At 71.1% G+C, this 25,117-nt stretch carries 22 protein-coding genes; 6 read left to right on the top strand and 16 right to left on the bottom strand.

The window, feature by feature from the left end:
* Positions 1 to 120 precede the first annotated feature (120 nt).
* Entirely contained in the window at positions 121 to 1,890 is a 1,770-nt protein-coding gene (locus QSK34_RS16535; RefSeq protein ID WP_285585068.1) for an LVIVD repeat-containing protein, read from the bottom strand.
* Positions 1,891 to 2,063: 173 nt separating this feature from the next.
* Between QSK34_RS16535 and QSK34_RS16530 the strand changes: the two genes are divergently transcribed.
* Positions 2,064 to 2,717, top strand: a complete 654-nt coding sequence (locus QSK34_RS16530) for a DUF305 domain-containing protein (protein WP_285585065.1) — start codon at positions 2,064 to 2,066, stop codon at positions 2,715 to 2,717.
* 64 nt (positions 2,718 to 2,781) lie between these two features.
* On the opposite strand, the gene QSK34_RS16525 is transcribed toward QSK34_RS16530, so the two are convergent.
* The 8 genes from QSK34_RS16525 to QSK34_RS16490 form a co-directional block, all read right to left on the bottom strand.
* Positions 2,782 to 3,054, bottom strand: coding sequence for a hypothetical protein (locus QSK34_RS16525; RefSeq protein WP_285585057.1), 273 nt, complete (start codon positions 3,052 to 3,054; stop codon positions 2,782 to 2,784).
* Positions 3,055 to 3,391: 337 nt separating this feature from the next.
* Complete coding sequence (locus tag QSK34_RS16520) at positions 3,392 to 3,658, bottom strand: hypothetical protein (RefSeq protein ID WP_285585055.1); 267 nt, start codon at positions 3,656 to 3,658, stop codon at positions 3,392 to 3,394.
* Positions 3,659 to 3,894: 236 nt separating this feature from the next.
* On the bottom strand, positions 3,895 to 5,085 hold the full coding sequence (locus tag QSK34_RS16515) for an MFS transporter (RefSeq protein ID WP_285585053.1): 1,191 nt from the start codon (positions 5,083 to 5,085) through the stop codon (positions 3,895 to 3,897).
* A gap of 115 nt (positions 5,086 to 5,200) precedes the next feature.
* Positions 5,201 to 7,807, bottom strand: coding sequence for a helix-turn-helix transcriptional regulator (locus QSK34_RS16510; RefSeq protein ID WP_285585051.1), 2,607 nt, complete (start codon positions 7,805 to 7,807; stop codon positions 5,201 to 5,203).
* A 124-nt stretch (positions 7,808 to 7,931) separates the two neighbouring features.
* Positions 7,932 to 8,528, bottom strand: coding sequence for a GAF domain-containing protein (locus QSK34_RS16505; RefSeq protein WP_030454946.1), 597 nt, complete (start codon positions 8,526 to 8,528; stop codon positions 7,932 to 7,934).
* Positions 8,518 to 9,420: a S8 family serine peptidase gene (locus tag QSK34_RS16500; protein WP_285585048.1), complete on the bottom strand. Its 903-nt coding sequence runs from the start codon at positions 9,418 to 9,420 to the stop codon at positions 8,518 to 8,520. The genes QSK34_RS16505 and QSK34_RS16500 overlap by 11 nt, the downstream gene beginning before the upstream one ends.
* Complete coding sequence (locus QSK34_RS16495) at positions 9,417 to 12,398, bottom strand: adenylate/guanylate cyclase domain-containing protein (RefSeq protein WP_285585045.1); 2,982 nt, start codon at positions 12,396 to 12,398, stop codon at positions 9,417 to 9,419. Before QSK34_RS16495 ends, QSK34_RS16500 begins: the two co-directional genes overlap by 4 nt.
* Before the next feature lie 2 nt (positions 12,399 to 12,400).
* Positions 12,401 to 12,601: an aroma-sacti cluster domain-containing protein gene (locus QSK34_RS16490; RefSeq protein WP_034385328.1), complete on the bottom strand. Its 201-nt coding sequence runs from the start codon at positions 12,599 to 12,601 to the stop codon at positions 12,401 to 12,403.
* Between the two features lie 192 nt (positions 12,602 to 12,793).
* Here QSK34_RS16490 and QSK34_RS16485 point away from each other — a divergent pair, with 192 nt between their 5' ends.
* The 4 genes from QSK34_RS16485 (at position 12,794) to QSK34_RS16470 (ending at position 16,205) form a co-directional block, all read left to right on the top strand.
* The gene (locus tag QSK34_RS16485; RefSeq protein WP_030454943.1) at positions 12,794 to 13,084 is read left to right on the top strand and encodes a StsA-related sactipeptide RiPP; all 291 of its coding nucleotides are present in this window, start codon (positions 12,794 to 12,796) and stop codon (positions 13,082 to 13,084) included.
* A 79-nt stretch (positions 13,085 to 13,163) separates the two neighbouring features.
* A complete protein-coding gene (stsB, locus tag QSK34_RS16480; protein ID WP_285585038.1) occupies positions 13,164 to 14,606 on the top strand; it encodes a StsB family radical SAM/SPASM domain sactipeptide maturase in 1,443 nt (480 codons plus the stop codon).
* A gap of 13 nt (positions 14,607 to 14,619) precedes the next feature.
* Complete coding sequence (locus QSK34_RS16475) at positions 14,620 to 14,895, top strand: PqqD family protein (RefSeq protein WP_062349273.1); 276 nt, start codon at positions 14,620 to 14,622, stop codon at positions 14,893 to 14,895.
* Positions 14,895 to 16,205 carry an NAD(P)/FAD-dependent oxidoreductase gene (locus QSK34_RS16470; protein WP_285585032.1) on the top strand — a complete coding sequence of 437 codons (1,311 nt, stop codon included), beginning with the start codon at positions 14,895 to 14,897 and terminating at the stop codon, positions 16,203 to 16,205. The genes QSK34_RS16475 and QSK34_RS16470 overlap by 1 nt, the downstream gene beginning before the upstream one ends.
* On the opposite strand, the gene QSK34_RS16465 is transcribed toward QSK34_RS16470, so the two are convergent.
* From QSK34_RS16465 to QSK34_RS16435, 7 genes are all read right to left on the bottom strand, one after another.
* A complete protein-coding gene (locus QSK34_RS16465; RefSeq protein ID WP_161481038.1) occupies positions 16,180 to 16,875 on the bottom strand; it encodes a response regulator transcription factor in 696 nt (231 codons plus the stop codon). The two genes, QSK34_RS16470 and QSK34_RS16465, sit on opposite strands and share 26 nt — an antisense overlap.
* 121 nt (positions 16,876 to 16,996) lie before the next feature.
* Positions 16,997 to 17,986, bottom strand: a complete 990-nt coding sequence (locus QSK34_RS16460) for a methyltransferase (protein WP_285585029.1) — start codon at positions 17,984 to 17,986, stop codon at positions 16,997 to 16,999.
* Positions 17,983 to 19,095, bottom strand: a complete 1,113-nt coding sequence (locus QSK34_RS16455) for a cytochrome P450 (RefSeq protein WP_285585027.1) — start codon at positions 19,093 to 19,095, stop codon at positions 17,983 to 17,985. Before QSK34_RS16455 ends, QSK34_RS16460 begins: the two co-directional genes overlap by 4 nt.
* Positions 19,095 to 20,306 carry a TfuA-like protein gene (locus QSK34_RS16450; RefSeq protein WP_285585025.1) on the bottom strand — a complete coding sequence of 404 codons (1,212 nt, stop codon included), beginning with the start codon at positions 20,304 to 20,306 and terminating at the stop codon, positions 19,095 to 19,097. The genes QSK34_RS16455 and QSK34_RS16450 overlap by 1 nt, the downstream gene beginning before the upstream one ends.
* Positions 20,306 to 21,445 (bottom strand): YcaO-like family protein, encoded by a 1,140-nt coding sequence (locus tag QSK34_RS16445; RefSeq protein WP_285585023.1) that lies wholly within the window; start codon positions 21,443 to 21,445, stop codon positions 20,306 to 20,308. Before QSK34_RS16445 ends, QSK34_RS16450 begins: the two co-directional genes overlap by 1 nt.
* 19 nt (positions 21,446 to 21,464) lie before the next feature.
* A complete protein-coding gene (locus QSK34_RS16440; RefSeq protein WP_161481033.1) occupies positions 21,465 to 22,289 on the bottom strand; it encodes an ABC transporter permease in 825 nt (274 codons plus the stop codon).
* Positions 22,286 to 23,209 (bottom strand): ABC transporter ATP-binding protein, encoded by a 924-nt coding sequence (locus QSK34_RS16435; protein ID WP_161481032.1) that lies wholly within the window; start codon positions 23,207 to 23,209, stop codon positions 22,286 to 22,288. The genes QSK34_RS16440 and QSK34_RS16435 overlap by 4 nt, the downstream gene beginning before the upstream one ends.
* 113 nt (positions 23,210 to 23,322) lie before the next feature.
* On the opposite strand from QSK34_RS16435, the gene QSK34_RS16430 reads away from it, so the two are divergent.
* The gene (locus QSK34_RS16430; protein ID WP_285585019.1) at positions 23,323 to 25,095 is read left to right on the top strand and encodes a BTAD domain-containing putative transcriptional regulator; all 1,773 of its coding nucleotides are present in this window, start codon (positions 23,323 to 23,325) and stop codon (positions 25,093 to 25,095) included.
* Positions 25,096 to 25,117: the final 22 nt, after the last annotated feature.

The following is a 25,117-nucleotide window of genomic DNA, read 5'->3' as shown; positions in this document are numbered from 1 at the left end:
GCACACTTTCGATCGCTCGCCCGGAGCGTATGCGCGACAGGGGGTCCGATCAAGAAAACATCATGTAAACGGGCGGGTCCCCCGAGGAGGACCCGCCCGCGTCGATCACTCACTCAGGGACTACTTGCCACCCTTGAGTACGGTCTTCGCCAGGTCGTTCAGGGCCGACTGGAGTCGGGCCTGCGCCGGGTCGGACTTCTTCAGCAGAGCGGCGGCGGTCTTCAGGGCCACCGAAGCAAGGAGCTTCTTGTGACGGTCCTTCAGACGCTGGGCCTCGTCGATCAGGGCGTCGACGGCCTTGGCCTGGAGCTTGTCCAGACCGGCGCGCTCGGCCTGCACCTGGTAGGCGCGGACGAGCTCGAAGCTCGACTCCCACGACAGACGCGGCTGACCCTGCGCGTTGAACAGGTTGAGCTTGACCGCCTTGGCGGCCTCGATCTCCTCCGCCGCGACGGCGGTGGTCGGGACCAGCTTGAAGGCGTCGAAACCACGCGCGATCTCGGTGCCGTAGATCTGGCCGTTGTACCAGTACGCCGACCAGAAGCCGCCGAGGACGAGCGCCGAGGCGTTCACCGGGCCGCGGTCGAAGTAGCCGAGCTCCTTCGGGTTGGCCGAGTCGGTGAAGTCCCAGAGCGAGATGCCGCCCTGGTACCACGCCTGCACCATGATGTCGCGACCGGGGATCGGGACCAGCGAGCCGTTGTGGGCCACGCAGTTCTCGGCGGTCGTCTGGGGCGCCGGGAGCTTGTAGTAGCTCTGGAACACCAGCTTGCCGTCCACGATGTTGTAGATGGAGTTGGCACCCCACGACGGCTGGTCGGTGACACGGCAGCGGGCGCCGGAGCCACCGCCCCACTCGTCGGTGAAGACGACCTTGGTGCCGTCGTTGTTGAAGGTCGCCGAGTGCCAGTAGGCGTAGTTCGGGTCGGCGACCGCGTCCAGGCGCTTGGGGTTCTCCGGGTCCTTGATGTCGAGCAGGATGCCGTTGCCGGCGCAGGCGCCGGCGGCCAGCCCGATCTCCGGGTACGCGGTGATGTCGTGGCACTGGTTGGTCACGGGGCGGGGCGACCAGTTCGTGCCCGACGGGTGCTGCGCCGTCGGCGGGGTGTTCTGCAGGCCGTCGATCGCGCCGGTCTCCGGGTTGGCGAACAGGCGCGGCTGGGCCACGACCGCGGCGGTCTCCGGGTTCTTCAGCGGGACCTTGATGACCTCGATCCGCCACAGGGAGGTGTTCGGGTCGGTCGCGGCGGCGTTGGCGCAGCCGGCCAGCTCGTCACCGGACCGGACACTGGAGGTGCCCTGGACGTAGACGTAGACGTTCTTCTTGTCCTTGGGGCTGGTCACGACCGTGTGGGTGTGCGAACCACGGCAGGTCTGCACGGCCGCCACCTGCTTGGGGGCGTTGATGTCGCTGATGTCGAAGACGCGGACGCCGCGGAAGCGCTCGGCGTTCACGGTGCCGGGGGCGCCCTGCGTGCCGCAGTCGAGGCGGCCGCGGGTCTCCTCGACCGACATGAACAGCAGGTTCTCGTAGACGGACAGGTCACCCTGGCCACCCGGGCACACCACCGACGTCTTCAGCACCGGATCGGCGCCGGTGCTGATGTCGTAGATGTTGAACCCGTGGTAGTTGCCCGCGAAGGCGTAGTTCCCGCTGAACGCCAGGTCGGAGTTGGCGAACGAGGAGCTGCCCGGGCTGTCGGGGTTGACGAACCCGGCGGGCTTGTCGTTGTGCTTGGTCAGTTCGAGGCCGCTGGCGGCGGACTGTGCGTCCAGCCAGCCGGCTCCGAGCCCGACACGCGGATCATCGGCGGCCTGAGCGGCGGTGGGCAGGAAGCCCGCCACTAACGCTCCGGCAGCGGCGATGACCCCGAGAGTGCGTAGTCGCAAGGGGCCGTCCCTTCAGGGGATACCGCGCGCCCTGGGTTTCAAGGCGGCGGTCCTATGTGGTATTTCACCGCGTACCGTAACCGAAAGGGTCTTGATGTTCTATACGTAGACATATCTACTTCTCCGGACAGATGCCGACGGTACAGCGGAAGCAGCCCCACACCATGAGCCAATTGCGTCGACTGAGCGTGTTACTGCTGGTCTCCGGCCTGGTCCTCGCCGGTTGCAGCGAGGACGCCCCGCCTCCGGCCCCGAACGCGCCGGTGGTCGTCCAGCCCGGCGCCCCCGGTCAGGACGCCAAGACGCTCCCGGGCACCGCCGTGCCCTCTGTCAGCGAGGTCCCGTTCACCGCCGCCGACGTGATCTTCTTCCAGGGGATGATCCCCCACCACGGGCAGGCGCTCCGGATGACCTCGCTCGTGCCCTCCCGCACCAAGAACCGCGACGTGACCCTGATCGCGGAGCGCATCTCGTCCACGCAGGAGGACGAGATGACGCAGATGCGCAAGTGGCTGACGTCCCGGGGGCAGGAGGTGCCGTCGACCGACCACGGCCACGGGGCCGGCGAGCTGATGCCCGGGATGCTGACCGAGGCCCAGTTCGACCGGCTGGAGAAGGCGAAGGACGGCGAGTTCGACCGCCTCTTCACCCAGTTCATGATCGCCCACCACATGGGCGCGCTGGAGATGGTGGAGAAGTTGTTCGCCGCCGACGGCGGCCAGGAGACCGAGACCTACGTCTTCGCCACCCATGTCGACTCCGACCAGCGCATCGAGATCGACCGGATGCAGCAGTTGCTGGCCTCGATGGGCGGCCCGCTCGAATAGGAACCGGAGAGACCTGCACCGCCCGGGTGATGACCCGGGCGGTGGAGGCGGGAGCCGCTAAGGGCTAGTCCCAGTAGTAGTACTCCTCGACGATGTACTCGTCGTCCCAGTCGTCCCAGTCGTCGTAGTAGTAGTCGTCGTAGTAGTAGTCGTCGTAGTAGTCGTCGTCCCAGTCCCAGTCGTCGTAGGTCGTGGACGCGGGCTGGGCGACCGTGCTCACCGCGGTAGTGGTCGCGGTGGTGGCCGTCTCGGCGTCCGCCGCTGAGATGGGCCCCAGGACCAGGGCCGCCGCACCGAGGACTCCCGCCCCCACCGTCGCGACTCGCTTACCGTTCATGGCTTCTCCTCCTAGGATTCGCCTGGCTTGCCCCTCCAGGCTTTCCGACGACCGGCAAGCGGCGCGAGAGGGCGTGGCGTTCATTTGACGGGACGGCGGCGAGGTTCTGGGTGCCGGTTGAGGGGGTGCTTTTATGTACGGCTTATTGGGCTACGTCCGAGTGCGGCCTACATGGGGGTGCATTGGGGGCGAATGGGGAGGATGTTCGGGAAGCCGCTGGCGGCCGACGGTCCGGTCCATCACGAGTCGGTAAAGCACTTACGCGGCCCTTATGCCACCGGCCTTCGCCGAACATGATCCACCGCCCGGGCGATCACCCGGGCGGCGGCCACACCCCTCAGTACCACCAGCCGTAGTGGTGGTTGTGGTTGTTGTAGTGGTTGTAGTGATTGTGGTGCTTGTGGTGCTTGTGATGGTTGTGGTGGTGGCCGTAGCCGTCCCAGCGGTCATGGGACGGGAACACGCTCGCCGACGTGCTGACCGCCGTCGTGGTCGCCGGGGTCGCGGCCTCGGCGGTCGACGCCGCCGACACCGGGCCAAGGATCAGGGCCGCCGCTCCGAGGAACCCCGCCCCCGTCATCGCGACTCGCCGCTTTCCGTCCATGGGCTTCTCCTCTGGATTGTCCCGACGTTGATTTATAGTTCTACTTTTTTCTTCTCGGGACGGGATTGCGAGCGATATGTGCCGATTTGACGGTGGTTTGCGGAGGTTGTATACGACGTTGGGTTTGATTTCCCTGGGGACGTCGCACGATGCCGTTCATTGACAGTCGACAAGGGCGCACGTGAGGGAAAATCGGGGAAACGGCGACATACGCTACGGCGTAGGACGTTCGCCCTTCACGACGGGGTAACGACGAGGGCGCCGCGCCTGCCGACGGCCCAGATCGCCAGGGCGACGGCCGACGCGACCATCCCCGCCAGGCACACCGCCCGCCACTCCCCTGCCGACCACAACACCGAGGCCGCCGCCGAGCCGATCGCGCCGCCCACGAAGTTGCCCGTCACGAAGGCGGTGTTCAGCCGGCTGCGCGCCTCGTGCGACACCGCGAAGATCCGCGTCTGGTTCAGGATGTTGAGGCCCTGCATGCCCGCGTCGACCAGCACCACGACCAGCAGGACGAGCACCACCGACCGCCCCGCGAACCAGGCCAGGCCGAACGACAGCAGGATCACCACCCAGCCGAGCCCCGTCGCGGGCAGCGACCAGCCCCGGTCGTGCAGACGGCCCGCCCGCTGGGCCGCGAGGGCGCCGGTCAGGCCCGCCAGGCCGAACAGGCCGATCACCGAGACCGGGTAGTCGAAGGGCGGGGCGCTCAGCAGGAAGGTCAGGGACGTCCAGAACATGGTGAAGATCGCGAAGCCCGTGCAGGACAGGGCGAGGGTCCACCGGACCACACGCTCGTGGCGGATCGACGAGAACACCGATGCGATCAGGCGGTGGTAGGGCAGCCGGGCCTTGGGCTCCAGGTCGGGGAGCGCCCGGTAGAGCAGCAGCGCCAGGACGAGGGCCAGGACCGACGCCACGAGGAAGATGGTGCGCCAACCGGCGAACTCGGCGACCAGGCCGCTGATCGTCCGGCTGAGCAGGATGCCCGTCAGGATGCCCGACGTCACGGCGCCGACCACGTGGCCGCGCCGGGCCTGGTCGGCCAGGTCGCCGGCCAGCGGAGTGAGCAACTGCCCGGCCACGGTCGTGATCCCCATCAGCGTGATCGCGCCCAGCAGCAGGCCGAACGTCGGGGCCAGCGCGCAGAGCACCAGCATCACCGCCGACACCACCAGCATCACCGGGATCAGCCGTCGCCGGTTGAGCACGTCGCCCAGCGGGACGAAAAGCAGGATGCCCACGGCGTAACCGACCTGGGTGGCCGTCACCAGCAGCCCGGCGCTCGCCGTGGCGGCGTGCAGATCGGCGGCGATGAAGTCGAGAAGGGGCTGGGCCCAGTAGAGGTTGCCGACCGCCGCGCCTCCGGCGACGGCGAAGAGGAACGTCAGGCCCGGGGTCATGACCTGCGGTCGCGCTTTCACCCGGGACATGCTCGCATGCGCCGGGGCACCGCCCCGGAGCGGGGGGTGATAGGTGGGCAAAACGCCCGAACAACCCTGTTGTGGACGTCTGCCAGACCGGGCCGGCCGACCGGCCTCACGCCTCGGCCGAGCCGAGCACCTGGGCCAGGGCCCGCCGTCCCGACACCCCGAGCTTCGTGTAGACCCGGCCCAGGTGGTTGTTGACCGTTCGTAGTGACAGGTCGAGCCGGTCGGCGACCGCGCGGCCCGACAGGCCCGACGCCACCAGCTTGGCGATCTGAAGCTCCCGGGGCGTCAGCGTGGAATCGCCCCCTGACAGGTCCGACTGTGGCGTCCTCGCCCCGCCGCAGTCGGTCAGCAGTTCTCTTGCCAGCGTCTGCGCGCTGGTGGCGGCCGTCCGTCGTCCGGCCGCCACGAGTAACCGGTAGGAGGTCGCCGCGCACTCGGCCCCGGCCAGCGTGTGTCCGAGGCGGGCCAGCGTTCCGGCCGATTCCAGCAGCAGGTCGGGGTCCTCGGCCGCGTGGGCGGCGGCCATGGCGGCGAACGCCCTGGTCACCGGGGTCGGGGTGGTGACGGCGAGTTCGGCCAGGCGGTCGCGGGCCGCGCCGGCGGCGCCCATCCGGCAGGCGTCGGCCAGGGCGTGCGCCTCCAGCAGGGGCGCGCCGGCCCTGCGGGCCTCCTTCGCGGCGGTGAGCGCGCTTTCGGCGGCCAGCGCCAGGTCGGAGGCGGCGACGGCGGCCCAGGCGCGGTTGCGGTTGATCCACGGGTCAACCAGGGCGCCGGGCGGCGCCGGGGTCTCCTCCATCCGGGTCAGCCACTGGTCGGCCCCGGCGGTGTCGCCCGCCATGGCGTGGGCGCCGACCAGCTCCGACAGGTAGAGGCGCTGGAGCCGGAGCGGGTCGTGGCCTTCGAGCAGCACGATCGACTCGCGGAGCGCCTGCTGGGCCAGGGTCATCCGGCCCTGGGCCTTGGCGACGATGCCCCGCAGGCCCGTCCAGATGCCGACCGTCTGCGGGAGCTGGGTCTGGACCGCCTCCTGGTAGCCCGCCTCGACGGCGGCGGCGGCGTCGACGAGCGCGCCCGAGAGCACCAGCGCCACGCACCGCACGCTGCGCACCTGCGCCTCGGCCCTCGGCAGGGTGTTGCGGTGCTCGACCGCGACGCCGAGCCCGGTGGCGGCGGCCTGGTCGATGAGCCGCCGATCACCCGTGAGGCCCGCGGCCACCATGACGGCCGTCGCGGCCCAGGTGACGGCGCGGGGCGGAAGCTGCGGGTCGGGCAGGGCCAGCAACGCGCTGCCGACCGCGATCGAACGGGCGACGTTGCCCTCCAGCAGCACGATCCAGGTCGACACCGCCTCGGCGGCGCGTTCGCCGGGCGGGTGGCCCCCGGCCGGGGCGGCCTCGCGGTGCCAGTAGTCGATACGTTCCTGCAGCATCGCCCGGCGGTCGGCGCTCTCCTCGTCGGCGCACTCCTCCGGTTCGGGCAGAATCCCGGCCGCCGCCTCGTAGCGGCCCTGCCAGGCCAGCACCTCGGCCAGCGTCAGGTCGGCGTCGACGCCTCCGCCGGCCTCCCGGGTGGCCATGGCGAGCCGTTCGGCCATGTCGAACTCCAGGTGCTCGGCCGCCTGGCGGGCCCCCGCGAGCAGTTCCCCGACCGAGGAGCCGAGGCCGGCGCGTTGCCGGGAGACGGCCAGTTCGAGCGCGTCGTCGGCGCGGCGGCGCGGGGTCTTGGCCAGCGACTCGGCCAGGCTCTCCCAGATCGCCCGATGCCGCGCCCGGGGCATCCGCGCCCTGATCACCCCCGCGTACGCCGGGATGGTGAGCCGGGCCTGGATGCGCTGGCCGGAGCGTTCGAGCATGACGAGCCCCCGGCGTTCGGCCTCGACGACCGCCGCGTGGCCGGTGATCGACTCCACCACGGGCTGGCTGAGCGGCTCCTTGCAGGCCAGCACCTCCAAGACGCTCAGCACGGCGGCGTCGTCGACGTCCATCTGGGCCTCGATGAGGTCGCCCAGCCGGCCGGTGACCCGCAGGTGGCCCTCCAGGTGCCACAGGCCGTCGACCGTGCGGAGGGACCCGCCCTCCAGGGCCGACTGCACCAGTTCGTAAAGGATCAGGGGGTTGCCCGCCGACAGGCGGCGCAGGCTGCGGCGGGTGACCGCGTCGAGGGGGCCGCCGAGGCCGCGTTCGAGCAGGGTGTCGATCTCGTCGTCGCCGAGGGGGCCGAGCTCGACCCGGCGGGCGACCCGTTCCTTCCACAACGCGGTGACCACGTCGGGCGCGGCCTGGCCCTGGCGGACGGTCAGCACCACGAACGTGCGGGTGTGCACGGCGAGTTGGTACACCAGCGCGGCCGAGGCCGGGTCGAGCAGGTGGGCGTCGTCGACCACCAGCACCGGCCGCCGTCCGCCGGGGGCGGCGAACCGGGCCACGATCCGGGAGAAGGTGCCGAGCGCGTCCCCCGGCGGGGCCAGGTGGAGCAGGGCCCCGAGGGGGATCGTGCCGGCCGCGCGGGTGCCGGTCGCCGAAGAGACGGGGTGACCCTCGGCCGTCAGCCGCGTCGCCGCCTCCTTGACCAGGCGGGTGCGGCCCACCCCCGGCGGGCCGACGACCACGACGCCTTCGACGTCCGGCTGCGCCGCCGATTCGGTGACGACACGCAGGGCGGCGGCGCGTCCGACGAGCGGCCATGAACTTCTGGGGCGCGCGTCAGGTCCCATTTCGTCCCTTCGAATGCCGCGTTGACGATTCGAGTAGACGAGAGCTTGACTGACTGCCGCCATGTCAAGAAATGTCAGAAATTTGGCGCAATTCGGTCATTGCCGGAAGGCATCGGCGAAGGTATTAGAGGGCGAGCAGTTCGTCGGCCAGGGCCAGCAGCTTCAGCGCCGCGACGTCGCGGGGGCCGTCGCCGGTGGGCGGGCGGTCGCTCAGCCGCCGCAGCACCACCTGAGGGTCGATCTGGGCGCGCGGCTCGCTGTGCCTGACCCGGAGCAGGAACTCCAGGCCACAGGCGGCCTGGGTGGCGAACATGCCCAGCAGCTCGATGTCGTCGAGGTCGCTGCGCGACTCGGCCCGGTCGAGCACCTCCAGCACGCCCACGCACTCCTCGAACCGGATCAGCGGGGCCGCCATGATCGTGGCGGGCACGTAGCCGGTGGACTCGGCGGCGTCCTGGTCGAAGGTGGTCGTCTTGAGGTCGTCGGCGACCATGGGCTGGCCGCTGGTGGCGACCCAGCCGGCGATGCCCGTCCCGGCCGGGAAGCGGCTGCCGACCAGCTCCTTCTCCCCCTCGCCGGAGACGGCCTCGAAGACCAGCTCACCGGTCTCCGGGTCGACCAGGAAGATCGACGCGGCGGCCGCGCCGAACATGTGGCGGGCCACCTCCACGATCGACTGCAGCAACTTGCGTTCGGTGCTGTCGAAGTCCTCAGAGGACATCAGGCTCTCCGTTCTGCGCGATGGTGTCCGCAGTGTTGTCCGCGGCGAGATAGAGCACGGTCTTGAGCTGGAACGGCGTCAGCCAGGGGTGTTTGCTCAGGATGAGCGCGCAGATCCCGGCGATGTGCGGGGCGGCGAAGCTGTTGCCGGTGCTGCGCACCACCTTCCCGCCCGCCCAGGCCACCGGGACCCTGACGCCGCGGGCGTGGAACTCGGCGGGTGGCGACGGGTTGTAGAAGTAGGTCATCGGGTCGGCCTGGTCGTGGCTGGCCACGCTGACCACCGAGGAGAACGTCCACGGGAAGCTGAGCACCGGCATGTTGTGCGCGGCGGCCACCAGCAGGCAGCGCCGGAAGTAGGCCTGGTCGGCGAGCTCCTGGAGGGTGTGCCGGAAGTCCGACTTCGTCGTCGACAGGCTCATGTTGATCACGTCGAAGCCGGCCTCGATCGCCCACCGCAGGCCGGTCAGCAGGGCGTCGCCGCTGCCGTTCTTGCCGTCGGTGAGCACCCGCAGCGAGCTGATCGAGGCGCCCGGCGCGACCTGGCGGATCACCGAGGCGCAGGCGGTGCCGTGCCCGGCCGGGTCGTGTGGTTCACACTCGGCGACCGACAACTTCCCGTTGTCGTCGGCGACGACCTGGTAGGACGCCTCCAGCCCGCCGACGTGCGGATGGTCGGCCTGGACGCCGGTGTCGAGAACGCAGACCCGCACGCCGGTGCCGTCGGCGCCGCCGTAGGCCCACTCCTTGTCGACCGACTCCAGGCGGCTGATCTCGAAGGGTTCGGGCGCGGCCCGGCGGGTCGCCAGCCCCCAGGCCGGCACTCCGGGGAAGTGGTCGCGCTGGCCCCGCCGCCAGGGCGGCAGCGGGGAGTTGGTCGGCGTCAGGGTCACAGGTCCCCCAGCAGGTCGCGGGTCCGGTGGGCGAGCAGGCTCGCCCCTTTTGCGTCGTAGGCGTCGAGCGCGTCGCGGAGCGCGCCGGACGGGTCCCGCCCGGCGGCCCGCCGCACCTGGGCGACCTCGACGAGGACGTCGCCACGCAGGCAGAGATCGTCCGTGGCCGCGACCAGCTCGGCGGCACGGTCGGCGAGGCGCAGGGCTTCTGAATGATCGGCCGATCGGGCGGCGACGGCGGCCCGCAGGGCGAGGGCGGTGACCTCGCCCCGGAGCTGGCGGGGGCCCTCGCGGCGATCGAGTTCCCGCGCGGCCAGGCCGGGGTCGCCCAGGCGAAGGGTCTCGCGGGCGGCGTAGATCTCCAGGGTGGCGGCGGCGCCGCCGTGCCCGGCCGCGTGCAGGGCCGCCGCGGCGTCGCGGAACAGCGCGCGCGCCTTCTCGTGGTCGCCGGCCAGCGACTCGACCAGGCCGCGGACCTGGGTGACCGCGATGGCGGGCAGGCCCAGGTCGAGTTCGTCGACATAGTGGGCGGCGGTGTCGAGGGTCTCGCGGGCTTCGGCCAGGCCGCCGGAGAGACCGAGCAGCCGGGCCTTGGTGAGCAGGACCGGGACCAGCAGCGCGCGGTCGCCGACGAACCGCTCCAGCAGGTCGGCGCACAACGCGAGCCCTTCGCCGACCGGCGTCGGCGACCACTGGACCAGCTCGCACAGGCCGCCGAGGAGGCGGTCCTCCTCGTATCGGTCCCCCATCGCGCGGGCGCGGGCCACCCCATCGCGCAGCGCCTGGTCGGCGGCGCCGAAACGGCCGGCGTCGATGTGCGTCCACGCTTCCAGCTGGTGGAAGCGGCACCAGCTGAGATCGTCGTCCTGTTCGAGCCGGTCACGCAGCGCCTCGGGGTCGGTGCCCCGGCCGGTGCGCAGGCCCAGCATCTCGCGCTGGATCGTGCAGGTCAGCGCGGTGCGCGGGTCGCCGGGGAGCATCTCCTCGGCGGCGTCGAGGGCGGCGGCGGCCTTCCCGGCCTCGCCCCTCGCCAGTTCGGCGTCACTGATCAGGATCGCCAGGCGGCGGTGCTCCTCCCGGCCCTTGGGCAGGATCTCGCGGCCGTGTTCGAGCAGGGCGATGGCGGCCGGAAGGTCCCTGCGGTGCAGGGCCTCGCCGCCGTCGCGGATCAGCGCGGTGGCGGCGCGGTCGGTGAGCTCGTCGAGCAGCGGGTCGAACGGGCGCACCTCGCGGGTGAAGCGGCAGGCGGCGAGCAGGTGGCGGCTGATGTCGCCGGAGGTCCAGCTGCGGAACGGGGTGTCGTCGGCGGCCTCCTGCTCGCCGAGCCAGTCGGCGAGGCGGCGGTGCCAGTCGGCGCGCTGTTCCTTGCTGGTCAGCGAGTAGACGGTCTCGCGGGTGAGGGTCTGGGTGAACTCGAAGGCGCCCGGCTGGGAGCCCCGTCTGACCAGGCGGTCGCGCTGGAGGCTGCGGACCGGCCCCGACGGGGTCCCCCAGGAGAGGTCCGCGCCGAGCATCTCGACCTGGCCGAGGGTGAAAATCTGGCCGATGGTCGCGGCCCGCTCCAGCACCTCGCGTTCGTCGCCGCCGAGCCGGTCGAGCCGGGCACCCAGCAGCGCGGTGATGGTGGGCGGCAGCGAACCGTCGCCCTCGGTCAGGGTCTCCAGCATCAGCTCGGCGAACAGCGGGTTGCCGTCGCTGCTGGCGGCGACCCGCCAGTGCAGGGCCTCGTCGGCGTGCGCCATGACCTCGACGCGTTCGGCGCAGAGCTCCTGGACGAGCCGCGCGACGTCCGCGCCGCTCAACGGCCCGAGCTCCAGCGACATCCCGCAGGCCATGCCGCCGCCCCAGCCAGGACGCAGCTCGTAGACCTCCGGCCGGGCCACGCAGACGAACAGCACCGGCACGTCGGTCAGCCAGGCCACGCAGTCGTCGACCAGTTCCAGCAACGTCGGCTCGGCCCACTGGAGGTTGTCGAGCACCACCACGAGCGGGCGGTTGTCGGCCATCACCTCCAGGAAGCTGCGGACCGCGCGGGCGATCTCGGCGACGCCGGGGGTCTGGCCGTTGCCCGCCAGGGCGCGCAGCGTGCGCTCCCCCTCGGGGCCGACCGCCGCCGCCACTGCGGGCCAGTCGCCGTTGACGTCTTCGAGCATCTCGGCGATCGGACGGTAGGTGGCCCCGATGCCGTAGGAGGGGCAGCGCCCGGTCAGCACCCGCACGCCCGGCGGCAGCCGGTGCAGGAACTCGCGCACCAGCCGTGACTTGCCGATGCCCGGCACGCCCAGCAGGGTCGCCATCCCGCACAACCGTTCCCTGATCACGCGTTCGTGCAGGCGGGTGAGCTGGGCGAGCTCCTCGTCGCGGCCGATCAGGGGGACGGTGTCGGCGCCCGCGTCGCCCGCGCGGTCGGGCTCGACGTCGATCAACCGCCAGGCGCGGACCGGGTCCTTCTTGCCCTTCAGCGTGAGCGGCGGGACCTCCTCCATGACGGCGTGCTGGCGCACCAGCCGGGCGACGTCGTCGCCGAGGAGGATCTCGCCCTCCTTGGCGGCCGACTGGATGCGAGCGGCCGTGTTGACCGTGTCGCCGATCACGCGGACGTCGGTGCCGGTGTGGCCGACCACCATGACCTCGCCGAACGCCACCCCGACGTGCGCCCCGATGCGGACGCCGACGGTCCGCTCCAGCTGGTCGGCCAGCTCGTACACCGATCGCATCGCGCCGTGGGCGGCGAGCACGGCGCGCAGCGCGTCGTCCTCGCGGCTGAGCGGGATGCCGAAGACGGCCATGATGGCGTCGCCGATGTACTTCTCGATCACGCCGCCGTTGGCGAAGATCGCCTCTCTGCATCCCGCGTAGTAACGCTCCAGGATCTGCATGAGCAGCTCGGGGTCGAGACGCTCCGCGAGTTCGGTCGACCCGGACAGGTCGATGAACAGGACCACGATGTGACGACGAGCCGGCCTCGACCCCTGCATGCTCAGACCAGCTTCAATTCCTGGCCCTCAACTTCGGGCGCGACGTCGTCGAGACGTCGTTTGATCGAGTTGAGCAGGGTGACCTCGGTCTGGTTGAGCGAGGCGAACACGTCGCGCTGCCGCTCGTCGAGTAGGTCGATCGGGTGCCCTGCGGCACGTAGGTCGGCCAGTGCGTCGTACGCCCCCGAACCGGTTCTGTTCATCACTCGTCCTCACCGCGTCGCGTCTGAAAAGTCCGCTTTCGCGTAAGTCTGAAAGCGCACCCGACGATCGGCCACCCCACATTCGTGGGTTCTTTTCCGCACGTCAGCCCACATTTGTGGGGTTGTCCGGCCCGCGCGTCACCGGCACATACTCGACTCGCAACGCAACCCGATCGCTAGAGAGGTGAAGGCATGTCCTTCGATCCCACTGAGGAACTGCGTCAGGCCGGCATTCTCAACTCCCAGCTCGCCGCCGAGGTCGAGGAGGCGTTCGCCACCCTGACCCGTGAAGAGGTCGACCTGCTCATCTCCCTCAAGGACAAGCTGCCGAACGCCCTCCCGGGCGTGCTGGCCGGCGTCTCCGCCGGTGCGAGCGCCGACGGCGAGTGGTCCGAGCCCGAGGTCGTCGCCCACACCATGGCCGCCGCGGCCGACTGCCTCTGCGGCGCCTGGTCGGGCTCCGGCTCCGGCGCGGCCAACTAGGCACCACCAGTTCGCGGACGCGGCCCCGGACGCCGAAAGCGGGGCCGCGTCCACGCGGTGACGAGGGAGGGAGAGCGACATGCCGGGGAAGCTGGTCAAGAACCGCGCCCTGTTCGAGGTCCCCGAGGGCCTCACCTATTTCGTCCACGACGACAGACGTCTCGTGGTCAACCCGCACTCGGGCGGCCGGGTGGTGCTGACGTCGCGGGAGTTCGGCGTGCTGACGGCGCTGGCCCGTGCCCTTCCCCTCGACGAGACGCTGGAGAACGAGAAGGCCCTCGCCAAGCTGATCCTGAACTACGTCGTCTACTACGACGGCCACCGCCCGAACGTGGCCTTCCAGGAGCCGAAGCTCAAGCAGGCCTACTACGCGATCACCGACGGCTGCAACCTGCGCTGCCCCTACTGCTACGCCTCCTCGGAGAAGTGCCTGCCGAACGAGCTGAAGACCGACGAGTCGCTGCGCCTGATCGAGGAGATCGCCGAGTTCGGCGCCGAGTACGTCATCTTCACCGGCGGCGAGCCGATGCTCCGCAAGGACCTCTTCCAGATCGTCGAGCACGCCAGGTCGCTGGGTCTGAAGTGCAACATCGTCACCAACGCGACGATGATCAGGAAGCTGGAGACGGCGCAGCGGTTCGCCGACCTGTTCAACTCGGTCACCGTGAGCGTCGACGGCGGCACAGCCGAGACCCACGACCGCACCCGCGGCGCGGGCTCGTTCGCCAAGACCCACAAGGCGCTTCGGCTGCTGAACCAGGTCGGCGTCGTTCCGAAGATCAACCACATCGTGACGTCGGAGAACATCGACGAGCTTGAGGACTTCGCCCAGTTCATCGAGGGGCTGGAGGTCCACAGCATCCGGCTGATGTACCACAACAAGCTCGGCCGGGGCGTGACCGACAAGGCCGACTTCGGGTGGCAGGACCACATGCGGATCCAGGAGATCGCGTGGACCTCCCCGGCGGCCGGCAAGCTCAGCCCCGACGGCCCCCGGCCGCTCGGCCCGTGTGCCGTGAAGGCCAACTGCGGCATGGGCGGCAACGAGATCTACATCAACTCGCTCGGCGACGTCTACCCGTGCAAGCTGGTCACCGGTCACGAGCACTACGCGGGCAACGTGCGCGAGCAGTCGCTGGCCGAGATCTTCGGCGCGCCGGTGCTCAAGGAGATGCGCACCAGCTCGGTGCTCGGCGGCGAATACCACGCCGACTGCGCCCGCTGCTACATCAAGGCGTCGTGCGGCGGCGGCTGCCGGGCCTCCCACATGGCCGAGTCGCTCGACATCAAGCGCAACAGCCGCCACCAGTGCCGGATCCTGCGCCACGGCATCGCCACCCAGCTCTGGCTGGAGTCGGGCGCCACCGGCGCGGAACTGGCCAGGAACAACGACGTCATGACGACCCCGCGCCTGGTGGCCGACGACACGATCCACCCCGTCTTCGACGACTGGACGCGTTACGTCCCGCCGATGCGCGAGCCCGTCAAGGTCGGCAAGCTGCTTCCCATCACGCCTGTTTAAGCGAGGTATGACCATGGCTCTGACGATCAGCGACGCCGTGATCTGGCAGGAGACCGCCGACGGCGTGTCGCTCTACCACACCGAGACCGGCGCGTTCTCGACCCTGAACGAGACCGGTTCCAAGATCTGGATGATGGTCGAGCAGACCGGCGAGCGCGAGCCCATCGCCCTGTCCATGTCCCGCGCCTACGCGCGCGGCAACGACGCGGTGAGCCGCCGCATCGTGACCGAGGTCAACCAGTTCATCGGCTCGATGGTCGAGAACGGCATGCTCCTCGAAGAGGCGTGATGACCCGTGTGGTGGTCCTGGGCGGCGGGCTGGCCGGAGTGCTGGCCGCCGTCGCGCTGACCCGGCACGCGGACGAGGTCGTGGTCCTGGAAACCGACCACTACCCGGCGAGCCCCCGCCCGAGGCGGGGGCTGCCGCAGTCCCACCACAACCACGTGCTGGTGACGGGCGGCATCCGCGCCCTGGACCGGCTCCTGCCCGGGGTCGTGGACGACCTCCTGGACGCGGGCGCCCACCGCCGCAACATGCCCGGCGACTGCCTGATCTTCTCCGGCGAGGGCTGGTTCCACCGCGTCCGCACCGAGGCCGACCTGATCGCCTGCAGCAGACCCCTCCTGGACGAGGTGGTCAGAAGACACGCCGGCATCGAGGTCGTCCAAGGGGTGACCGCGACCGGGCTGACCGGCGACGCGGGGAAGGTCACCGGCGTCCGTATCAGCGCCGAGATCAGAAGACCGGGAAGGGGCCACGCGGACAGGCTCGCGAAGCTCCGCACCACAACCGGCATGCCCCTCAGCGACCTGCCGGAGATCGCCCGAACGGGGTCGGTCAGGGCCGATCTCGTCGTCGACGCGACCGGGCGCCGATCCCAGGCTCCCGGCTGGCTGGCCGCCCTGGGGGTCTCCCCCGTGGAAGAGGTCAGCGTGCCCTCCGGCGTCTCCTACGCCACCCGCCTCTACGAGGGCCCCGGCGACATCCCCGCCGTGATGGTCCATCCCAAGTACACCCCGGCCAGGGGCGGCACCCTGTTCCCCATCGAGGGCGGCCGGTGGATCGTCACGATGACCGGCGACCCCCCTCTCGACGAGGCGGGCTTCCTCGCGTACGCGCGAGAGCTCAGGGATCCCGTCATCGCCGACCTGATCGCGAAGGCGAAGCCCGTCGGCCCGATCCGCCCCTGCCACGACACCGCCAACCGCCGTCGCCGCTTCGAGGACGTCACGCTCCCGGAGGGCTTCCTGGCCGTCGGCGACAGCGTCGTCACCGTCAACCCGGTCTACTCGCACGGCATGTCCGTCGCCGCCATGACCGCGGTGCGGATCGCCGAGGAGGGCCCGAGTCAGCGGGCCGTCGCCGAGGTGGCCGACCGGTCGTGGCGGATGGCGGTGGCCGGGCCGCGCAAGGGCGGCGACGCCAAGGTGGGCCGGGCCATGCTGAGCAGTCCCGGCCTGGCCGCCGAGTTGTTCCACGGCCAGGCGCTCATCCCGGCCGTCCGCGACCACCACGCCGTCTTCCGGGCCATGGTCGACGACCCGGTGGAGCCGCTGACCGCCGAACAGGCGATCAGCCAGTTCGCCTGGGCGCGATGAAGCCCAGCTCGTAGGCGATGCCGACCGCGTGGGCGCGGTTGGCCGCCTGGAGCTTGTCGAGGATCCTGGCCAGGTGTGACCGCACCGTCCCGGCCCCGATGCCCAGCCGGTCGGCGATCTGGGCGTTCGAAAGACCGGTGGCGACCAGGGCCAGCACCTCGGCCTCCCGGCGGGTGAGCGCGGCCAGGTGGTGGTCGACCCCGGTCATCGCGCCCGCGATGCGGTCTCTGAGCCGGGTGATCATCGCCGTGGAGATGAACGTGTGCCCGGCCGCGACCAGCCGGATCGCCGGCACGATCTCGGCGAAGAGCGACGGGCGGTGCACGAACCCGCCGACCCCCTCCCGCAGCGCCCGGCCGAGCAGTTCCTCGTCGAGGTCGTCGGCGACCAGCACGACGTGGCTGCGGCACCGCGTCAGCGCCTCGACCGCGAGGGCGAAGTCGACCCCGGAGTCGATCAGCGCGGCGCTGACCACCACCACCCGGGGCCGCTGGCGGGCGACCAGGTCGCTCAGCCGGGTCCCGGCGCCGGCCTCGCCGACGACGTGGACGCCGTTGCCCATGTGCAGCGATCCTCTGAGTCTGGCCCGAACCCCCCGGTCCGGATCGCCGACGACCACCCTGACGGGCATCGCCTCGACCGAGAGGGCCAATTCGGCCTGATGTGTCACCTGACTACCTGGATTGCCCGTTTCTGCAACACAGGCACAGGATGCGCGCATATGAAAACGCTCACCAGAGCAGCGCACTTACTCATGAGAGCCGCCCTCAGGGACGGCATACTCATGCGGCTCAGTCTCCGGCCGCCTCCACGACCCTGATCGACGACCCGCCCAGACACTCGCCGACCCGCGTCAACGTGAAACCGGCGGCGGCCAGCACGGCGGCGAACTCCGCCCGGGTGCGTTCGCGCCCCCCGGTGTAGACGAGCATCGCGACGTCGCTCATCACCACACCCGGCGTCTCCTCCGCGGTGAGGCGCTCGGGCATGACCGGCTCGACGACCAGCAACCGCCCGCCCGGCCGCAACGCCTTGCGGCACCCCCGGAGCAACCGGACACAGGTGTCGTCGTCCCAGTCGTGCAGGATGCCCTTGAGGACGATGACGTCGCCCTCGGGCACCGCGTCGAAGAAGTCGCCGTGCTCGATCCGGCACCGGTCGGCGACCTCCGCCAGCACCCGCGGGGCGTCGGCGGCCCCTTCGGCCGAGTCGAAGAGCACACCCCGCGCTTCGGGGGTGCGCGCCAGGATCGACGCCAGGAGGGTGCCGTTCCCGCCACCCACGTCCACGACGGTCCGGCCCGCGAAGTCGAACGTGATGAGGTCGGCGACCTGGCCGGTGCCCTCGCGCATGGCGGTGTTGAAGACGGCCGAAAGGTCCGGCGAGCCGGCGAGGTGCTCGAAGAGCGGCTTTCCGTGGACGTGGTCCCAGGCCGTCTCGCCGGTCCGCACCGACTCTGTCAGCGCGCCCCACGCCCGCCAGGTGGCCGGGTCGCCGAGGAGCAGCACGCTCGACCTGATCGACCTCGGGTGGCCCGTGCGCAGCGGCTGGCCGAAGGCCGACAGGGCGTAGCGGTCCGGCGGGATCTCGACGGCCACGTCGAGCACGACCAGCGCGCGCAGCAGGCGGCGCAGCGTTCCGGGGTCGGCCCCCACCTGACCGGCCAGGGTGCCGGGGTCGATCGGTCCTCGGGCCAGCACGTCGGGCAGGCCGAGCTTCGTGGCGGCGTACAGGATCTGGGAACCGGCGAAGCCGAAGGCCATGGCCGAGAGATTCTTCATGGGCCCACTCGCAGGGGAAGGCGGCGCACGCCGTGGATGAACAGGTCGGGGGTCCACTCCAGGCCGGCGGGGTCGGCCGCGAGCTCCAGCGGGCGGCGGACCAGCGCGCCGATCGCGGCCCGCGCCTGGAGCCGGGCCAGCGCCGCGCCCAGGCAGAAGTGGATGCCGTGGCCGAGGCCGAGATGCCGGTTGGGGGTGCGGGCGACGTCGAACACGTCGGGGTCGGGGAAGACCGCCGGGTCGCGGTTGGCGGCCAGCAGCACCGGGACGATCATGTCCCCCTTGGGGATGACCACGTCGCCGAAGGTCACGTCGGTGAGCGCGTAGAGCGGCCGGGAGTGCCCGACCGGCCCGTTGAACCGCATGACCTCCTCGACGGCCGAGCCGATCAGCCCGGGGTCCGCGCGCAGCCTGCGCAGCTGCCCGGGATGCCGCAGCAGTTCCAGCACGCCGTTGCCGATCAGGTTGACCGTCGTCTCGTCACCCGCCATGACTAACTGGAACACGCTCGACACGAGCTCCTCGTGGTCGAGTTCGGGGCTCAGCGCCAGGTGGGTGAGCAGGTCGCCGCGCGGCTGCTCGCGCCGTTCGGCGACGCGCTTCTCGATGTAGCGCACGAAGGCCAGCCCGGCCACCCTGATCCTCGGCGCGTGGTAGCTGCGCAACATCGCGTCGCTCCAGACCCGGAGCCGGGCCGCGTCCGCCGCGGGGAAGCCGATGAGGTCGGCCATCACCAGGATCGGCAGCGGCAGCGCGAGCTGTTCGATCACGTCGACCTCGCCGTCGAGGCCCGCGACCAGCTCGGCGGTGATCTCGCCGATGCGCCGGTCGAGCCGGGCGACCGTACGCGGCCCGAACGCGGGGGCCATCAGCCGCCGCAGCCGGGTGTGGTCGGGCGGGTCGAGGTTGAACATGTTCCGGCGCACCATGGCGAGCGGGTCGTCCACGCCCTCGTGCACCACCACCTGCCGTCCGATCGCCGGGTCGAGCAGGGCCCGCTGCACGTCGGCGTACCGGGTGAGGTACCAGGCCCCGTCGATCTTGACGACCGGCGTCTCCTCGCGCATCCGGCGGAGGACCGGATGGGGATCCGCGCGGGGGATGCGCATCAGCGTCTCCGCTGGGCGTCCAGGGGGAAGAACGGCGTGACGGTGCGGCCGAGGTCGTCCATGCCGTAGAAGCCGCGCCGGGCCATCTCGACGTGCGGCGGCGCGGTCTTCCAGTGCCGCAGGAACAACCGCGCGCAGAACTCCGGCGGCGGAGTGGCCGCTCTGGCCGTGGCCCGCGCCGTCTCGGCGGCGTCGACGAGCTCGCTCCACTCGGGCCACTTCGGGTGCCGCCGCAGCCGGTCGAGCACCACCCGCCGCCAGTCCTCCGACTGCCAGACCGGCCAGACCCGGATCATCACGAGGCGCAGCCGCTCGGGCAGGTCGAGCGCGTGCTCCTCGGGCGAAAGCCATCTCCCCAGCTCGGGGGGCATCTCGTCGCCGTAGACGCCGAGCTTCTCCCGCGCGTGGGCCTCGCCGCCGAACCCGGGCAGCAGCTCGGCGAGCACCGACGCGTGCACCTCCGGATACTCCGGCGCGAACAGCCTGGCGGCGTTCATGACGTCGAGGTCGCGGGCCGAGCGCCACTTCAGCGCCTCGTAGTGGGTGATCCCGGTCAGCGCGATGTCGGCCGACCAGGCGCCCGCCACATCGGTTCTGGGCCCGGCCACCGCGTCGAGGGCCGCCAGGGCGTCGAGCCGCTTGACGTCCCACTTCTCTTCTCTCAGTACGGCCAGCGCCCCCCGGTCGGCCGGATCGACCGCCTCTTCCAGCTCCTCCCACGACCGGTGCGTGAACGGCCGGGCCTTGGCGGCGGCGACGATGCGTTCGCCCGCCGCGGCGTCGACGGTCCCCCGGGCCACCCCGTGACGGAGGTTGACCAGCGCGACCGTGCCCGCCGGATAGCCGTGCTCGGCCGGGCCGTGCAGCACGGCGACCTCGTCGTCGCCGTCGACCACGCCGGAGGAGAACATCTCGTAGACCTCGCCCACCCCGGTCATCCCGAACGGGGCCAGCTCGGCCGCCCGCAGCGCGCCCATCGAGGCCGCGCCGATGACGTGCACCCCCTCGTTGAGCAGCCAGAGGATCTCCTTGTGCCCGACGGAGAGCCGCTCGCGGTAGTAGCCGTCGATGATGACGGCGGTGTCGTCGGGGCTCCACTCCTCCTTGAGCAGGTCACCGCGTGCGGCGGGCGGCACGACCCGGGCCTCGGGCAGCACGGCGTGCACGTCGTCGGCCGACAGGGTCGGCCCCGTGTAGACGACCACCTTCATCAGAACACCTCCGGGATGACGCGGCTGCCGGGGGCCAGCACGCGGGCCACCGGCACGCCGATGTCCGCGCGGGTCAGGTCGGCCACCATGGGCGCGTGCCCGAAGGCGACGGCGGCGCGTTTCACGACGTCGTCCAGGTCGTCGACGAGGCTGCCGCGCGCGGGCGCCTCCTGGATGCCGGCCCCGCCTTCGACCAGCGCCGGATATTCGCTCGCCAGTTGCCGCTGCGCGCCCGCCTTGAGGTCGTCGCGGGCGCCCGAGATGTAGGCCAGCCGCGACTGCGCCGCCTCCGTGATGGCCCGGGACAGGGCGATCTCGGCGCTGAGGTGGCAGCCGTACCCCATGAAGGGCGGGGGATAGTCGTCGCAGGTGATCCTTACGACGAAGACCGAGAGCCCGGTGGGCGAGGGCACCGAGCGGCACTCCATCGTGACGCGGGCGCGGGCCATCAGCTCGCAGAGCACGTCGATCACCGGTGAGCCGATCGACAGGGCGTCGACGAGCTCGCCCTTGTCGCGGCCCGTCAGCCAGGCGGTGACGGCGTCGCGTTCGACCACCTCGTAGAGCGCGTGCAGGGTGGCCTCGACGAGCGTGTTGCCGCTGGCCAGGCCGTTGGTCGACTCGAAGAACACCGGGGCGTTCCAGCCCGTCTTCCGGGTCAGCCGGAACGTGACCGTGTCACGGGGAACCAGGGTCTCACTTCCGTCGACGAGCGACCGGCCGGGCACCCAGGCGATGGGCAGGCCCTCGTGCAGGACGGTCGGGGACGACAGCGGCAGCGCCGCCACGTCGTAGCCGAGGTCGAGTTCCCTCGGGGGCGAGACGGTGTGGGCGGGCATCGGCTGCTCGGCGTGCCAGAGCTCGATCGACTCCATCATCGCCGACAGTCTCGCCAGGTCGGGGGTGACCCCCTTGCCCTGCGAGACCGCCAGCGTGCGGGACGCCGGCCGGATCGCCTGGAACGTCGGGATGCCGATGTGGTCGAGCCGGGTGATGTCGGCCACCCGGGTGATCCCGACCAGCGGGGCGGCCCGCCCGGCCATCTCCAGCGTCCGGGCCGGTCCGACCGCCCGGTCGGTGCCGGGCAACAGCACCTTCGAGGCGTCGGCGGCCGACTGCAGCCACGTCGTTCTGGACATCGTCTCGCCCCTTCGGGAATCAGATGTTGCGGGCCCGGTTCAGCAGCGCCCGGCCGCCGATCGTGTAGCCGACGATCGCCATCACGGCCAGGATCGCCATGTCGCGCCCGGCCTCCGCGAAGCCGAACAGGCTGGCGTCGCGCATGCCGTTGATGGCGTAGGTGAGCGGGTTGACGTGGGAGAACCACTGCAGGACCGTCGGCATGCTGTCGTAGGTGTACATCGACGGCGCGCTGAACACGAGCACCGGCAGCGACAGGTTCGAGCCGACCATGAAGGCCTGGTAGTCGGTGACCGTGATGGCCGCCGCCAGGTAGAGCCCGTTGATGGCCAGCGACGCCAGCGCCAGCGTCACCAGCAGGGCCAGCCAGCCCTCCAGGTCGAACGGGAACTCGAAGATGAGCACCGCCGCGATGAGGCCCAGCAGGCTCTGCCCGAGCACCAGCGACACACCGGCGATCATCTTGCCCATCAGGAACCGCGACCTTCTCAGCGGGTACGACCAGAGCTGCGTCGCCACCCCGCTCATCTCCTCCTGGAAGATCGCCATGGCCGAGGTGCCGGCCGCGCTGACCACCGACATGCCCAGCGTCATCGGCAGCAGGAACACCGCGAACCCGACGGCCAGCCCCTTGTACTCCACGGTCTGCACCAGGTTGCTCAGCGAGGTGTTGACCAGCAGCAGGTAGATGAGCATCGGGGCCAGGCCGAGGATCAGGTAGACCCGGTTGCGGGCCAGCAGCGCCCACTCGCGGTAGACCACGGCCCCCAGGTCGGCCTGCCGCGCGGTCCCGGGCGGCGGCGGCTTGTGCTCGAACGTCAGCAGGTCGGCGGGGGTGCTCACGCGGTCACCTTCTCCGTCATCCGCAGGAACGCCTCTTCGAGGGAGTCGGACACGGTCGACACGCCCGTCACCGCGAGACCGGCCAGCGCGGGCAGCACCTCCTGGGCCTTGGCCCCGTGGATGCGCACCTCGTTCTCGCCGGTCGAGATCTCGTGGCCCGCGCCCCGCGCCCAGTCCTCCACCAGCAGCCGGGCCGGCTCGTCCTCCACGCTGACCTGCACGTGGGTGCTGCCGAACTCCTCGACGATCTCGCGCGGCTTGGCGAACCTGACCACCTGGCCCTTGTTGATGACCAGGACCCGCTGGCAGTTGCGCTCCAGTTCCTCGATGTGGTGGGTGGTCCACAGGATGGTGACGCCATGCTCCTCGCGCAGCCAGGTGACGAACTTCTCGACCTGGCGGCGTCCGGCGACGTCCAGACCGGCCGACGGCTCGTCGAGGATCAGCAGCCGGGGGATGCTGAGCAGCGCCCTGACCAGCTGGAGGCGCTGGCGCTGGCCGCCGGAGAGCTGGAAGCACATGCGGTCGAGGGCCTCGGTGAGGCCCAGGAACCCGGCCACCTCCATCGCCCACGGCTCGACCGCGCGCCATTTCAGGCCGCGGAACCTGGCGGCGATGTGCAGGTTGTCGAGGGCGGGCAACATCATGTCGAACGGCGCGGTCTGGTGCATCGCGCCGATGCCGCTCTTGGCCTCCACCGGCTGGCGGATCGGGTCCACGCCGAACACGCGGACGTCCCCGGAGGTAGGGGCGGTGACACCGCAGATCAATTTGATGAGACTCGTCTTACCGGCGCCGTTGGGGCCGAGCAGTCCGCAGGTCTCGCCTGGCGCGATGTCGAACGACACGTCGTCGACCGCGGGCCGGTTCATGCCCTTGTACTGCTTGGTAAGCCCCGTGGCCGTCACCACGTCACTCATGGCTTGAGTATGGGCTCGTGATCAGTGGGCCGGACAACCCCACGAAAGTGGGCTTATGCCGAACGGCAGAGGCCTGATTGTGTCTCCCGGCCGCGTGCGAACACCATCGGCCCATGGACACGGGCTCCTACACCCTGCGGATGCCGGTGGCGGCGCGCGGCGTGAGCTGGCGGCTGCCCGACGACGACGATCCCCGGACCGTGCTGCCGTGCGTGGTGCTGGCCGACCGCGCGGGCATGGGCGAGTTCGCCGGGCTGCAACGCGGCCTGCGCACCCTGGGCGTGCCGAGCGTGCGCATCGACGCCGGCTCGGTCGCCGACCTGACCCGCCATGAGGACGGCTCCCTGACCATCGACGGCCGCCGCATCCTGCCGACGGTCGTGTGGGTGCGGCACTTCGGGCTGTGCGGCGAGAAGGAGGCCCACGCCCTGTTCCGCGCCGAGTCATGGGTCGCCCTGGTCGACCAGGTGACGGCCCTCTCCTCGGTACGCATCCCCGACGGCCTCGACCCCGGCAGGCTGGCCCAGCTCGACGGCGCGGCCAAGGCCGGCGTCCGGGTGCCGCGCACGATCGTCACCACCGACCCGGGCAACGCCGCCCTCCCCTGCCGGAAGATCGTCGTCAAGGCCCTGAGCAGGCACTTCGTGGAGGCCGAGCCGAACCTGCTGGAAGGCGTCTTCCCCGAGATCGGCGAACGCACCGCCTTCCGCGCGCGGGACGTGCCGATGATCGTCCAGGAGTACGTTGAGCACACCACCGAACTGCGGGTCTACCACGTGGACGGCGAGATCAGGGCCTTCCGGGTCGGGAAGCCGTCACCCGCGGCGATCTGGCGCGACGAGGACTCGGTGACCGTCACGCCCGTCGCGGCGCCCCCGGAGGTGGCCGAGGCCGTGCACCGCCTGGCCGAGTTGTGGGGGCTGCGCTACGGCGCCTTCGACTTCCTGCTCACCGGCGACGGGCCGGTGTTCCTGGAGGTCAACCCCGACGGCGACTGGCGCTGGTTCGAGTCGAAGGCCGGCGTCGACGACGTCTCGATGGCCACGCTCGCGATGGTCCGGCGGCTGCACCGCGAGAACACCCGCGTCGACCTGTCGGGCTTCCTCCTGCTGGGCGGCCGGGCCACGGCTCTCGACGCCCGGGTGCTCGGGCCGCTCGACCTCCGCGTCGGCGGCGTGCCCGTGCAGATCAGCGCCAGGAAGTCGCGCCTGCTGGCGGCGATCCTGCTGTCGAACCCGAACGAGGTGATCCCGACCGACCACCTCATCGACGCCCTGTGGGAGGGCCGCCCCCCGGCCACGGCCCGCAAGAACCTCCAGGTGTACGTCTCGGAGCTGCGCAAACGCCTCGGCGACCGCATCGCCTTCGAGGGCTGGGGCTACCGCCTGGACGCCCGCCGCGACGAACTCGACCTGCTCCGCTTCCGCGACCTCGCGGCGGCCGGACGCGAGATGCGCCGCCGCGGCGCGGGCGACGCGGCCCTGCACCTGCTCGACCGGGCCCTCGACCTGTGGCGGGGCCGCCCGCTGGCCGAGTTCGCCGGGGTGCCCCTGATCGACGAGACGGTGGCCCGCTGCACCGACCTCCACCTGGCGGTGAACGAGGACTGGGCCGAGCTCCAGATCGAACGCGGCGCCTTCGTCGAGGTGCTGACCCGGCTCGACGACCTGGCCGCCTTCTTCCCCGCCCGCGAACGCCTGATCGCCGCCCGGATGACCGCCCTGGCGGGCTGCGGCCGGGCCCCCGAGGCGCTCGCCCAGTTCGAGGCGGTCCGCCGCCGCCTGGCCGGAGAGCTGGGCATCGACCCCAGCCCCGTGCTCAAGCGGCTCTACACGTCGATCCTGACGGGCAAACCGGCCGCAAGGCCTCGCAATACCGGCGGTTAAGCGCGCGAACCTACGCTCGAAA

The organism is Herbidospora sp. NBRC 101105 (assembly GCF_030269205.1).
Lineage (GTDB): Bacteria > Actinomycetota > Actinomycetes > Streptosporangiales > Streptosporangiaceae > Herbidospora > Herbidospora solisilvae.
This window is presented reverse-complemented; position numbering and strand designations above follow the sequence as displayed.